Below are 12,989 nucleotides of genomic sequence, written 5' to 3' on the forward strand. Positions count from 1 at the left end.
ATTAATCGATGGGAAAAGGAATTATTTTACGAGTACCTTATGGTACCGAATTATCATCTGAATTACTCCGAGCCTTAGAAAACCGTTTTCCTGGCTATATTCTAGAAACTTACCACAAGAAGCCTGATAATCATCGTAGTTTCGTGCGTCGGGTTAATAGTCTTCATAAAGCGTTCTCCTTTCTTGCTGATGCTTATCCATTAGCCTCACAAAGTAGCTTTTTGCTCAAAAGCACTTTAGAGGATTATGTAAGCGAGTGTGAAGAAGAAGCGGTGCGTGCAAAAGGGTCCATGGATGAGTTGCACAAGGAATTGGAAAAATATACTGCGAAATTAGTTGAACTCATTACCTTGGGGTGGGGTGTTTCAATTAAAGAAGCAATTGAATTACTCAATGAAGCAGAACAATACGAATTGATGCGTCAAGGTCGCTACGATCTGGCAACATTAACGCCTATGAAATTGAAAGACGAAGAATTTATTCTGCAGCTCGACGAATCACTCCCTCCTCACTACGAACAATTTATAAATGAATTAGAACAAATAAAGGCGAGCCAATACCCCAAAACCCCCTCCTGGCTTCATAAGCTTGAAGAGTATCAACATGCCTATTTTTGTAATCTTGATCGCAACATTAGCAGCCATCTTGAAGTCGCCCAAGACTTTAATAGTTTTTTAATTGAGTGGGACTCAATTAAAAAAAGGGCGATTAGTTTAACTGCAAATCTAAAACAAATTGCTGCGGGTTCTCCGCCACTCCCGGCTTGGTTTAATGAATTGAGCCCGCATTTACAAGAAATGATGCGAGTGTTAGCTCCGGATCCGTCAACTCTAGATTATCATTTAAGCAAGTTTAAGAAATTAATCGTTTCAGACAGCTTTAAGAAAGAATGCTCTGCTACGGTGGGGGCCATTTCGAGTCTTCCACAATGGTACTGGGTATTGTCCGAGCATCAACAGTATTTTCTGCAACATGTACTGAAAGGATGTGAACGAGTCGAAGATGCAGTCACTTATTTATCCAGTCGTCATCGAACGCTCCCTCTACCTGCAAACTATGCTGTTCACCGTTTATTTGCAGTGAGTCTTGATGGGAAATTTCGTGAGCTCTCAAAAAAACGATACCGGTCCAGTCATGTTGCAAGTCGAGATGGATTAACATGGCCTGCAGCTGTGCAACAACGCCACATCGATTCGAATCTGACTAAAGTGATGGAGTATGCAGATCCTGATCGCGTTGCAATATTACAAACCTTGATTAGTCCAATTCATGCAGTTGATTATGTGCCGACCTTTATTACCGATTTTTTGCCCACGTTACCTCCAGATTTAGAGCTGTATAAATTAGCACGTGCAGCGGTAGAGCGACGTGCGACGAAACCAGCTATTCTCCAGAATAATCATCCCTACAATTTAGCAAAACGGCTCTATTATACCCAGTCAAATGATAAAGACAGTTTGAATTTATTGGCTGTTGCGGAGAAACTTGTCCCTTGGACTCCAGGACTAAAGACACTCCTGGAGCAATATAAAAGTGTCTTAGAGTCAGCTCCAGGGACTGCAACTATTTTTGATTATGCGGGCAGGGAATTGTTTTTGAGTTCTCTTGAGCAGTTAATTATCATGACCATTGAGGGCCATTCTTATGGATCTTGCGTCAGTGGCAAGGATAGAAAAGCCATAGAGCTTATTCATACTGATGCAATGATTCTATATAAAGAACTCTATGGATGTTGGCCTGTATTTGATGATCAATCGGATAAGAAAAATCGCATTCGTTTTGTTTCCTTAGTAGCTGATCTGTATATGAGTCGTCATCAACATGAGCATGCAGGACAGAATGCACCAGGTTCCGAAGGCATAAAGACTCCTCAGTGGTACTTACCAGAAGATATTGCTACAGAAATTAAAAAAAGGCTGGATAACGAGAAGGCGCTTGAAGAGGATGATCGGATTGCAACAGATAATGAAGTAAAAAATATTTTTATTGGTAGCACCAAAAAAGTAAAAGAATATCTACTCCCAAAAAATACATTGCTCTGTCGTTTGGCTGCGCGCCAATTAGGTAAAGTAAACTGTAATCGACTTTACGATTCATTACATCTATTAATTAATGAGAAAGCTCTATTTATTCCAGCAGCAGACTCGAATGGACGTTGGTCTGTAAAGTTCTTTACTGACTCCGCAACAATTCCTGATGGGATAAAGCAAATTTTTGATTTAATGCTAAGTCCTTCATCTGGAAAAGATAACGTTGTGCGGTTTGAAAAGATATTCCAAATCATATTGGACAGACCTGAATCCGATGAAAGCCGTACAGAGGCAACTAATTCAGTTTATGGACGTGCACGTGAATTTCTTGGTCCAAATGATAAGGCAGACTTTACGCAAATGGTTGAAAAGACATTAGAAGAATGGTTGAGCTTATTTACTAGGTCTAAAGAGTCAAATGTTAAGGAAGTATATATGCATTAAATAGATAATGTAGCTTGAGTGAGGCGTCATTTGAGTGGTCAAGATAATTTTCTGGGTTTGGCCTGGGCTTCACCCAGGCTACAATTTCTAGGAATGTTTTTTAGAGCAAATGTTCAAGTCCATAAATCAAAGTAGATAACCCGGATACTTTTTGACAGGATAAAACGATTCCAGGCATAAAAGAGCGTCGATCAATGCAGTCGTCTGTAATAGTTAGTGTTTCACCTACACTGCCGAAAATGACTTGTTGACGCGCAATAACCCCAGGAAGACGTATAGAATGGATGTTGATATCGTAATGCACTCCGCCCCGAGCACCAGGGATTAACTCTTTTAGATTTAATTTATTTTTGGGATCTTTCCGTGCTGCAGCAATCATTTCAGCCGTTTTTAAAGCTGTTCCTGATGGTGCATCCAGCTTTTGTTGATGATGTGCTTCAATAATTTCTACTTCAGGAAAATATTCAGCCGCTTTGGCTGCAAAAATCATCATCAAAACCGCACTTATAGAAAAATTAGGTACAATAATTCCACCCAAACGACGACTTTCACAAAACGTAGTTAATTCTTTAATTTGGTTGGGTAGAAGTCCTGAAGTTCCAATAACTGGATGGGCTCCATGATTTATAATCGTAAGACTATTTTGATACACACAATCTGCGCGCGTTAGATCAACAACAACTTGCGCCTGAGTGTCTTTAATGGCTTGTGCCAAATCATCGTCTTTGCCAAGTTGTGCGACTAATTCAAATTCTTGGTGATTATTGAGGGTCTCACAGGCTAGCGAGCCCATTTTACCGTTAGCTCCATTTACAATAACGCGAGTTAACATAGTTCTCCTTATGATCTTAGTGTTGCTTTTCTTTTGGGGGAGGATAGTGTGTTCGCAAAGCCCAGGCGGTTGCAAATGGCCATCCAATCACGGTGGCTTGTAACGCCAAGGCGATAAAGGCTCCTCCGGGATTATCATTCATAAGAAATATGATCCATGGAAAGAATAAGGCAATAAATAATATAAATAATTTTTTTATAAAATCTGTCATATTTTGCTCCATAAGTCGTAATCAAAAGGCTTAAGCGAGACACTAAAATCCTATCGCATCTATAGTAAAAATTACGAACTTAAAAGTCCTGTTTTCATTATAGGACTATCATTGCCTATTTTTCTACTTTGATTTCTTGTTTTTACCGTATTGAACATGTTTCAGAGTGCTTGCAAACAATCATCAAACATTGTACATTGTGCGCTCATTCTTAAGGCGAATGATTTCATTTTCCGGATATGACATTCAATATCTAACAAGGGTACACTAATGAGAAAACAGGAGCTGCACCCACGCACTGCCGTTATTAATAAAGCTCAAAAAATCGGTTCAAAAAAAGCACGAACAGATGCATTATTGTGGCTCGCTGCCCATTTTCCCGCAGCATTCGATAATTCATTACGGATCCGTCCATTAAAAGTGGGGATTATGGATGATATTTTGCTGCATGCAGATGAAGCTGAAAAAGCAGGGATTTCCAAAAGTAAATTAAGAGAGGCCGTGGTTTTATTTACGCGTCGACTTGATTATTTGGCATGCCTCAAGCTTCGAGAAATGCGCGTTGACTTGCAAGGTAATGATGTCTCTGCGGTAAGTGAAGAGGAAGCGGAACATGCAGCTGCCAAAATTAAAAAACGTGTTGAAAAAAGTGTAAGAAACGCACGCAAAACTCAAGTAGAAAAGACGACCAGCTCCAACGCTTCGACCCAACACAGTACCGCTTTTCAATCGCAAGTAACGGGTCAATCATCTACGTCTACAGAGGCTTACTTCCCTACTTACCCTGTACGCTCTTCAACCTATAACACCTTAAATGCTCCAGTACAACCAGCGAGGACCACAGCTGTAGTCGTAAAAAATAAAGCGACTAAGCAATATGATCCAGATGCAGTGGCGCGTTTGAAAGAGAAATTGGGATTATCTCGTAGCGAGAAAAAAGAAATCATCGAATAGTTCATTTTACTTCGAATCATGCCTGGGTGCCTTGAAGCGAAACCCAGGTTTTCAGAACCTTACCCGGACTCTCTTTTAATACTCCGTATTAAGTAGCTTAAAGAAAATTAAATAACTGTTTGAATATTCTATAATATTCGATAATATCACCGGAGTTGAAACCGATATTCCATTTTTAATCGTTGTAATGGAGGAGTTGTGTTTAATAAAAAGGAAGAAGAACAAACTGATGCTACACAAAAAGGAAGTTTTTCTGGAGTCCCTGATGACGTAATGTTCCAGATCATGTTTTTTCTTGATTTAAAGTCGTTAAATTATTTATATAATACCAATAAAACCTTCAGATCACTGGTTTCTCGATATCCAAAGCAAATTTACATTAAAATATGTGATGAAGACTATAACGGAACCTTTCCAAAAATACGTACCCAATTTATAGGTTTCCTAGAAAGAAGGCACACTGAAATTCTTCGCCAAAAGCGCTCCGAAGCTGAAAAAGAAATCGTGGAACTTAAAAAGTCTATTAAAGCTCAAAAAGATGAAATCAGTCAAATTTGGGATCTTCCACTTAAAAAATCATGCATTACCAAAGGAGAAAAAGCGGCTGTAGGCTGCGGTTGTTCGATCGGTTTAGCCGTTGGCATTGTAGTTTCTTGTTTTACTCCCTTGCCGTGGATCTTCACTACGTGTTTGGGTATGGGGGTGGGCGGCTCAACACCTTTGGTTGTTTCTCGAACGATCCGTTGTTGTTGTGGAAAATGTGTCGAGTGTAACGAACAAGAACTCGCTACTAAACAAGAAAATTTTCATAAGGATTATCCTGACTCCCCAAGTATGAAAATGTGAAATCAGCCATTGGTGCTAACTCTATCCGCCTTAGCTTTTAGAATTGAGCGGGTGATGGGAATCGAACCCACGCCATCAGCTTGGGAAGCTGAGGTTCTACCATTGAACTACACCCGCAAAATAAAATAAAAGTATATCTTAAAAACAGCATTTAGACCCGAATAATCTCCATACTGTTTGTACCTCCTGCGGTGCCGATCATTCGACCCCTTGTTAATAAGACAAAGCTTTTGGGCTCAAGATGGCCTGATTTTATGAGCTCTTCAAGTACTTGTTGATTCAATGTTTCCGCATCGAATTGATGATAATTCATGAACACGGGAAAAACATTATGAGCCAGGCACAAGCGACCTATGGTTCGCTTATTGGCAGAAACAGCGATAATAGGGACAGTACTTTGTTGTCTGGAAATCCATAAGGCAGTATCCCCTGATTCGGTCAATGTAATAATTGCCTGGATGGGGAAATGATTGGCGGTATGCATTGTTGCCATGGCAATTGCTTGATCCGCACGGTGATAATGATGGGCTTCCGTTTTATCGTTGTGATAGTAAAAACTTGCATGTTTCTCAGTACTTAGGCAGATCTTATTGACCATAGTCAAAACTTTAACGGGAAAATGGCCACTGGCTGTTTCTGCAGACAGCATCACCGCATCGGTCCCATCTAATATCGCATTGGCAACATCAGAGACTTCTGCACGAGTAGGTTGAGGATTATTAATCATCGATTCCATCATTTGCGTTGCAGTAATCACTACTTTGTCTAATCGACGGGCTTCGCCAATAATGTGCTTTTGGATTGCAGGGACTTCAGCGGCGCCTATTTCAACTCCTAGATCGCCCCGGGCAACCATGAGTGCATCCGCTTCTTGAATAATTTCGGTTAAATAGTGCAATGCTTCGGTTCGTTCAATTTTAGCAATCACTGGTATTTTTTTGCCAAATTCAGTCATGAGCGCACGAGCATGACGAATATCCTCAGCATCTTTTACGAAAGACAAACTGATGTAATCTACTTCTGCTTCAATCGCTGTGCGTAAATCACGCTTGTCTTTATCAGTCATGGTTCTGGCTGCTAACCCACCACCTTTTCTGTTTAATCCTTTAAGATCGCTCAAGACACCGCCTTCAACCACACGGCAATGAATTTTGGAGCCAGAAATATTTATTACTTCCAATTCAACTAAACCATCATTAAGCAATAAATGATCTTCTGGAGCCAGTTCACTAGAAAGATTGGGGTATGCAACAGAAACTTCCTTATTATCACCTAATAATTCTGCGGCATTACAATCCAAAGTGAAGTCTTGGCCTTCAATCAAAGTAATCGATTTCTCTTTGAAACGACCAATACGAATTTTAGGCCCTTGTAAATCAGCCATTACTGCCAGTGGACGATTTAATTCTTCAGCAATTTCTCGAACTAAAGCAATGAGTTGTAATGCTGAGGCATCAGCATGTGAAAAATTGATGCGCACCACGTCAACTCCTGCGGTTAACATGGCACGTAGTGTTACCGGATTATTACTTGCCGGGCCTAATGTTGCTACGATTTTAGTTTGTCTTAACATCTTTTGCACGCTCCTGCAAAATGGCAACAGCTGGCAAGGTTTTTCCTTCTAAGCACTCAAGAAATGCCCCCCCTCCAGTGGAAACATAGGAAATTTGCTGGTTCAGATCATAGAGATCGATTGCGGCAAGGGTGTCTCCACCACCAGCAATGGAAAAGGCATCGCTTTCCGCAATAGCAATCGCTAATGCCCGGGTTCCATACGCAAATTGGGCAAATTCAAAAACGCCAACTGGGCCATTCCAAATGATAGTTTTAGCTTCATTAATTAGGTCTACATACTCACTAACTGTCATGGGTCCAATATCAAGAATCATGTCATCAGCGGCAACATTGTGTAACGATTTATTATAAGCAGGGCACTGCTCACTAAACGATTTACCTACTACCACATCAGTTGGTAAGGGTATGCGACACCCTTTTTCTTCAGCAATTTGGAGAATTTCTCGTGCTTCATCCAGCAAAGCCTCTTCATAAAGGGAAACACCAATTTCAAACCCCTGGGCTTTAAGGAATGTATTTGCAATACCGCCTCCAGGGATTAAGCAATCAACAAGGGTGACTAATTGGCGTAACAAACTGAGCTTGGTGGAAACTTTGGCCCCGCCAACAATCGCGACAATAGGTTTCTCAGGTGCCGCAAGTGCTTTCTCTATAGCATTAAGTTCGCGAACCAACAAAGGACCGGCAACGGCAATCGGTGCATATTGAGCGACACCATATGTAGAAGCTTGGGCCCGATGCGCTGTACCAAAAGCATCCATAACAAAGACATCGCAGAGGCTGGCAAGTTTTTTAGCCAGCTGCTCTTCATTATTCTTTTCACCAACATTAAAGCGTACGTTTTCGCAAACGACTAACTCTCCTGGTTTAGCATCCACACCATTGAGGTAATCAGTTACGAAATGAACAGGATAGTTCAGATGTTTTTGCAAGTATTCTGCAATGGGTTTCATAGAAAAGCGTCGTTCAAATTTTCCCTCTTCAGGGCGGCCTAAATGAGATAAAACCATCACTGCCGCACCAGCATCCAAGGCAGCTTTTAAAGTGGGTAATGCCGCTTGCAATCGTTGATCACTGGTAATCATTCCTTCTTTGATTGGAACATTTAGATCTTCACGAATTAGCACCCGTTTTCCAGACAGGTCTATATCGCTCATTTGTATCAGACTCATCAATATCTCCAAACAGGGGTTTAGCAACTCATCATTTGCTGTGCTGTATCAAGCATACGATTAGAAAAGCCCCATTCGTTATCATACCAGGCTACGATTTTCACTAGGTTTCCAAATACTTTAGTTTGCGTGGTATCAAAAATAGACGATGCAGGATTATGATTAAAATCACAGGATACTAAAGGATCATCATTGATTTGTAAGATGCGACTTTTTGCTTGGCGTACGATGTCATTAACTTCTTTTACGCTCGTTTCACGCTTCGCTGTAAAGGTCAAATCGATAACAGAAACGTTAAGGACTGGAACACGCATCGCAAAGCCATCGAGTTTTCCTGCTAACTCAGGTAAGACTAATCCTACAGCTGCGGCTGCACCTGTTTTTGTTGGAATAATAGAATGCGCTGCTGCACGAGCACGGCGTAAATCTTCATGACTTCCATCCAAAAGCATTTGATCGTTTGTGTAAGCATGTACTGTATTCAATAAACCATATTCAATACCTAAGGCATCATTTAAAGGTTTCACAACAGGTGCTAAGCAGTTTGTGGTGCAAGACGCATTAGAAACGATAAGATCAGACGCTTTAAGCGTTTGGTGGTTCACTCCATAAACGATCGTTGCATCCACATTTTTTCCTGGAGCGGAAATTAATACTTTTTTCGCGCCAGCAGTAATATGCTGCATTGCTTTTTCTCGTTCCGTGAAGAAACCAGTACACTCTAAGACTAAATCAATGTTTAACTCTTTCCAAGGCAGATTTAGAGGATTACGTTCTGCAATGATTTTGATTGGATGGCCGTCGATTATTAACATGTCGCCTTCAACGCTTACATCGGATGCGAAGCGGCCATGTGTAGTGTCATAACGGGTCAGATGGGCTGTAGTCTCAATTGCAGATAAATCATTGATAGCAACGATTTCAAAGTCATTTTGTTTTTTGGATTCAAAAATTGCTCTTAAGATACAACGGCCAATGCGGCCATAGCCATTAATAGCGACACGTATTGTCATATTACTTCTCTCCAATTTTAGTAATGAGTTACTACTATCTCAAGTTAAGTGTGCAATCGTAGCCTGGGTGAAGCGAAGCGCAACCCGGGGTAAAACGACCTTACGTTCCGGATTACGGCTTTCGCCTTCACCCAGGCTACAAGTTTTTATTGTTTTTTTATTACTAATTCTTCTAAAGTCTTAATTATTCGCTCTACAGTAATACCCAGGTATTCGTATGCCTGATTTGCTGGAGCTGATACACCGAAACGATCCAGGCCAATTACGGCACCTTGCAAGCCGACGAATTGATACCAATAAGCGGAGCTTGCAGCTTCAATTGCGATACGAGTGTGGACGTTTTGGGGCAATACCTGATTTTTATAATTTTGGTCTTGCTCCAGGAATCGTTCTGCGCAAGGCATAGAAACCACTCTTACCTTAAGTCCCCGTGTTTTCACTTGCTCTGCAGCTGCGATTGCTAACTGCACTTCCGAGCCTGTTGCAATCAAGATGGCATCAGGTGTGCCATCACAATCCATAATGATGTAACCTCCTTTTGTAATTAACTCTGCTGCAGTTGCTCCGTGAGGCAATGCAGGTAAATTTTGTCTTGAAAGCAGTAAGGATGTTGGCCCATTATGATGCTCCAAAGCGAGCTTCCATGCAACGGCTGTTTCCATTAAATCTGCAGGACGCCATACACTCATGCCTGGAGTCATCCGCAACATGGATGCGTGTTCTACGGGTTGATGGGTTGGACCGTCTTCGCCTAAACCAATGGAGTCATGAGTAAAGACATAAATAACGCGTTGTTTCATTAACGCACTTAAACGAATGGCATTGCGCGCGTAATCTGCGAAAACCAGGAATGTGCCGCCGTAAGGAATAAATCCTCCATGGACTGCCATACCATTCATAATTGCCGCCATACCAAATTCCCGTACTCCATAGTACAAGTAATTACCCGAAAAATCTTCGCCGGTAATGGCTTTGCTGCCTGACCAATCCGTATTATTAGAGCCGGTTAAATCGGCTGAACCACCAAGCATTTCGGGCAACATGCTCGCGAAATGTTCGATGCATTGTTGTGAAGATTTACGTGTGGCGATTGCTTTGTCATTGCTACGGCATTTCTCAAAAAATGCCTTGCTTTGACTTTGCCAATCATCGGGGAGATCCCCATTGATGCGGCGTAAAAATTCATAATGTTCTTGAGGATAGTGTTGTTGGTAGTCGTTTAAAAGAGTTAGCCATTGCTGTTCTTCTTTTTCGCCTTGTTCTTTATGACTCCATTGCTGATAAATGGCATCAGGGATAACAAAAGGCTCATGCTTCCATTTAAAAAATTCGCGCACATTGGCTATGTCTTTTGCTCCTAAGGCGGCACCATGGGCTTTTTCACTGCCTGCAACAGAAGAACCAAGTCCGATTATGGTTTTGCAGATAATCAATGTGGGTTGGGTGGTATTCGCTTGGGCCTTAAGAATGGCTTGTTCAATTGCCTCCATATCATGGCCATCTACACCTTCGATGACTTGCCAGTGATAGGCTTTAAAACGTTGTGCGGTGTCATCAGTAAACCAGGACTCTACTTTACCATCAATAGAAATCCCATTGTCATCGTAGAACACAATCAGTTTGCCTAAGCCTAAAGTACCGGCGAGCGAACATGCCTCATGGGAAATACCTTCCATCAGGCAGCCATCACCTGTAAAGGTATAAGTGTAATGATCCACAAGATTAAAATCATCGCGGTTAAAGTGCGTTGCCAGAACGCGCTCTGCTAAAGCCATTCCCACTGCATTTGCTAAGCCTTGCCCTAAAGGACCGGTAGTCGTTTCCACTCCAGGGGTATGACCATGCTCTGGGTGTCCAGGTGTTTTCGAATTTAATTGGCGAAAATCCTTCAAATCGTTGATGGAGAGGTTATAGCCACTCAGATGAAGTAAGGAATATAGCAACATGGAACCATGTCCATTAGATAATACAAATCGATCGCGGTTAAACCAAAGAGGGTTTTGTGGATTGTGCTTTAAAAATTTATTCCATAACACAGTGGCAATATCAGCCATGCCTAAAGGCATTCCTGGATGTCCTGATTGGGCTTGTTCTACTGCGTCTACACTCAACATGCGAATGGCATTAGCTAATTCTTTGGAAAGATTCATGGGTTCTCTTGTGCACTTAACTAGGTGTGATATTGTCGCTCAGAAGACATGAATCAGCAAGAAAATAAGTGCATTTTTGATCATTTTTTTGCAAAAAGAACTAATTTTGTCCTATTTTCGCGTTTTATGAGCAGCCTAAAACCACAAAATTACTTACCAATAGTATAGATCGATTACTCCAATAAAAAGACTTCCTTGGCACTGAAAGAGCATGTATATTTTTATTGGTAAATACTCATTCATAGCAACAATAAATAGTTAAAGTAGTTCATAAATTTTCTTTTTGTGTAATTTTATATATAATCAGACCGATTTTTTTACTTTTAAAGTTATTTATAGACAATAAACAAATGATCAATATAGAATTGTTTATTTGATATCCCGAAATTCAAACTCATTTTAGGACATCATGACCCCATTAATTCGACATCTACAAGAAACCTTTCCGGAATTATCCCTTCCTCATGCTGGGCAAATTCCTATGTACAGGACATTCTCAGAACGTATTAAGCATTTAGGTCCTGATTTTTACCGTAAGGTAGTCCCTCTTCATCTGGTGTTGAATCTAGAATACAGCTTACTGGGGCAACAATTAAGAGCCAAGTTTCTCTCTAAGCAGGTAGTCGATCGAGAAGAGCTCAAAGAGCAACTTATTGCTGCATTAATAATGGCTGAGCTTTTGGAAGAGATTTATAAACACTACTTGATCATACCCCGAGAAGTGACGCGTTTACGTCAGCAACAAAATTTATATCGTGAATTGCTAGAAGTACTAGGGGGGCCTCCTCAACAGCCGAAAAAAGTAGAAGCTAGTACTTCATTTACGCAAGAAATACGCAATAGGACTCTTGATGTTAATTTATATCGGTTGTTATTAACTCGCTCCAAACGGGCGCTGGATTTGTTGGCTGTCCTTAATACAAGCTCGGAATCATATCGACATTTTGTCAGAATAATGGGTAAAGTTCTGGACCCTATTTTGATGCATGTAGCCTGGTTTTTTTGGTTGCCACGATTATTAGTGAATCTTTTTGTGTTGATAAAGCATACGGTGCCAACATGGTGGATGGATGATAAGGAATACGCTTTGGGTTGGTCTGTACGTCTTAGTACCCAAATAAAGCGTCGTTGGTTTGAATTAGGAAATGACACTGCCTGGGTAGGTGCAGGGTTCATTAATTGTTTTATCCTAACCGGTGCTTTGGCTCCATTCGGAGTTTATGTATCACTTGCTGTTTTTGCGTTTGACGTCATCATGGCGATGACAAGGGCTTATATCGAATTGAGTCGTTTAAGCGAACTGCGCTCGCAATATATGGCTATGCTAAGCACTTCAACTGAGAAAGAGCAAGGGCAAATAAAGGAACATATTAAGGCAATAGACACGCAAATGGATTTTGAACGGTATCGACTCGGCTCTCATGTAACCACCACGACACTTATTTTTCTCGCAATGTGTTGCGCTCTTCCTATGTTTGCAGCAAATCCAATTATCCCCCTGATTGCTGCAATTTGCTTGGTTACGATTTGTTTCATTAATTTTGCGATTGCAGAACAGGTCAACAAGAGTCGACCTCAAGATACCATCGACCGTTCAGCCGCCTTGGCAAAATTGGGATTTTTTAACAATAAGGGAGTGCCACCTGTTCCTCTCGATATTCAATATGATGAAAAAGACGATTTAAAGCCCAATGAACAATTGTGTTGTGTCTAATTAATACAACATCATTTTTAATTTGGACTCTCGTACCACTATGACCCT

Annotated in this window: 10 protein-coding genes and 1 tRNA gene; 4 read left to right on the forward strand and 7 right to left on the reverse strand. The window is 41.0% G+C overall.

All coding sequences use genetic code 11. The features are described from left to right. The first annotated feature begins 8 nt into the window (after positions 1–8). Positions 9–2,474 (forward strand): oxidoreductase, encoded by a 2,466-nt coding sequence (locus tag ACWTEW_RS29940; RefSeq protein WP_454781666.1) that lies wholly within the window; start codon positions 9–11, stop codon positions 2,472–2,474. A 100-nt stretch (positions 2,475–2,574) separates the two neighbouring features. Here ACWTEW_RS29940 and dapB read toward each other — a convergent pair whose 3' ends face one another. Continuing rightward, positions 2,575–3,306, reverse strand: coding sequence for a 4-hydroxy-tetrahydrodipicolinate reductase (gene dapB / locus ACWTEW_RS29945; protein ID WP_454781667.1), 732 nt, complete (start codon positions 3,304–3,306; stop codon positions 2,575–2,577). A 16-nt stretch (positions 3,307–3,322) separates the two neighbouring features. Next, a complete protein-coding gene (locus ACWTEW_RS29950) occupies positions 3,323–3,517 on the reverse strand; it encodes a hypothetical protein (protein ID WP_454781668.1) in 195 nt (64 codons plus the stop codon). A 270-nt stretch (positions 3,518–3,787) separates the two neighbouring features. On the opposite strand from ACWTEW_RS29950, the gene ACWTEW_RS29955 reads away from it, so the two are divergent. Beyond that, on the forward strand, positions 3,788–4,471 hold the full coding sequence (locus ACWTEW_RS29955) for a ProQ/FinO family protein (protein WP_454781669.1): 684 nt from the start codon (positions 3,788–3,790) through the stop codon (positions 4,469–4,471). A 198-nt stretch (positions 4,472–4,669) separates the two neighbouring features. Beyond that, positions 4,670–5,317 carry a hypothetical protein gene (locus ACWTEW_RS29960; RefSeq protein ID WP_454781670.1) on the forward strand — a complete coding sequence of 216 codons (648 nt, stop codon included), beginning with the start codon at positions 4,670–4,672 and terminating at the stop codon, positions 5,315–5,317. A gap of 46 nt (positions 5,318–5,363) precedes the next feature. Here the strand turns inward: ACWTEW_RS29960 and ACWTEW_RS29965 are convergent. The 5 genes from ACWTEW_RS29965 to tkt all read right to left on the reverse strand — a co-directional run bounded on the left by ACWTEW_RS29965 (position 5,364) and on the right by tkt (position 11,227). Further along, positions 5,364–5,434 (reverse strand) — tRNA-Gly (locus tag ACWTEW_RS29965). A 34-nt stretch (positions 5,435–5,468) separates the two neighbouring features. Continuing rightward, positions 5,469–6,890, reverse strand: a complete 1,422-nt coding sequence (gene pyk, locus ACWTEW_RS29970) for a pyruvate kinase (RefSeq protein ID WP_454781671.1) — start codon at positions 6,888–6,890, stop codon at positions 5,469–5,471. Next, positions 6,874–8,064, reverse strand: coding sequence for a phosphoglycerate kinase (locus ACWTEW_RS29975; protein WP_454781672.1), 1,191 nt, complete (start codon positions 8,062–8,064; stop codon positions 6,874–6,876). The genes pyk and ACWTEW_RS29975 overlap by 17 nt, the downstream gene beginning before the upstream one ends. A 20-nt stretch (positions 8,065–8,084) precedes the next feature. Beyond that, entirely contained in the window at positions 8,085–9,077 is a 993-nt protein-coding gene (gap, locus tag ACWTEW_RS29980) for a type I glyceraldehyde-3-phosphate dehydrogenase (RefSeq protein WP_454781673.1), read from the reverse strand. A 146-nt stretch (positions 9,078–9,223) separates the two neighbouring features. Continuing rightward, positions 9,224–11,227 carry a transketolase gene (gene tkt, locus ACWTEW_RS29985; RefSeq protein ID WP_454781674.1) on the reverse strand — a complete coding sequence of 668 codons (2,004 nt, stop codon included), beginning with the start codon at positions 11,225–11,227 and terminating at the stop codon, positions 9,224–9,226. Between the two features lie 409 nt (positions 11,228–11,636). Between tkt and ACWTEW_RS29990 the strand changes: the two genes are divergently transcribed. Next, positions 11,637–12,941, forward strand: coding sequence for a hypothetical protein (locus ACWTEW_RS29990; RefSeq protein ID WP_454781675.1), 1,305 nt, complete (start codon positions 11,637–11,639; stop codon positions 12,939–12,941). Positions 12,942–12,989 lie beyond the last annotated feature (48 nt).

The organism is Legionella stuttgartensis (genome assembly GCF_977063405.2).

What these genes read in the sequence shown, in the direction of transcription:
- ACWTEW_RS29990 (WP_454781675.1), top strand. Translation starts at nt 11,637, where the DNA reads ATGACCCCATTAATTCGACATCTACAAGAAACCTTTCCGGAATTATCC.
- ACWTEW_RS29940 (WP_454781666.1), top strand. Translation starts at nt 9, where the DNA reads ATGGGAAAAGGAATTATTTTACGAGTACCTTATGGTACCGAATTATCA.
- pyk (WP_454781671.1), bottom strand. Translation starts at nt 6,890, where the DNA reads ATGTTAAGACAAACTAAAATCGTAGCAACATTAGGCCCGGCAAGTAAT.
- dapB (WP_454781667.1), bottom strand. Translation starts at nt 3,306, where the DNA reads ATGTTAACTCGCGTTATTGTAAATGGAGCTAACGGTAAAATGGGCTCG.
- gap (WP_454781673.1), bottom strand. Translation starts at nt 9,077, where the DNA reads ATGACAATACGTGTCGCTATTAATGGCTATGGCCGCATTGGCCGTTGT.
- tkt (WP_454781674.1), bottom strand. Translation starts at nt 11,227, where the DNA reads ATGAATCTTTCCAAAGAATTAGCTAATGCCATTCGCATGTTGAGTGTA.
- ACWTEW_RS29950 (WP_454781668.1), bottom strand. Translation starts at nt 3,517, where the DNA reads ATGACAGATTTTATAAAAAAATTATTTATATTATTTATTGCCTTATTC.
- ACWTEW_RS29975 (WP_454781672.1), bottom strand. Translation starts at nt 8,064, where the DNA reads ATGAGTCTGATACAAATGAGCGATATAGACCTGTCTGGAAAACGGGTG.
- ACWTEW_RS29955 (WP_454781669.1), top strand. Translation starts at nt 3,788, where the DNA reads ATGAGAAAACAGGAGCTGCACCCACGCACTGCCGTTATTAATAAAGCT.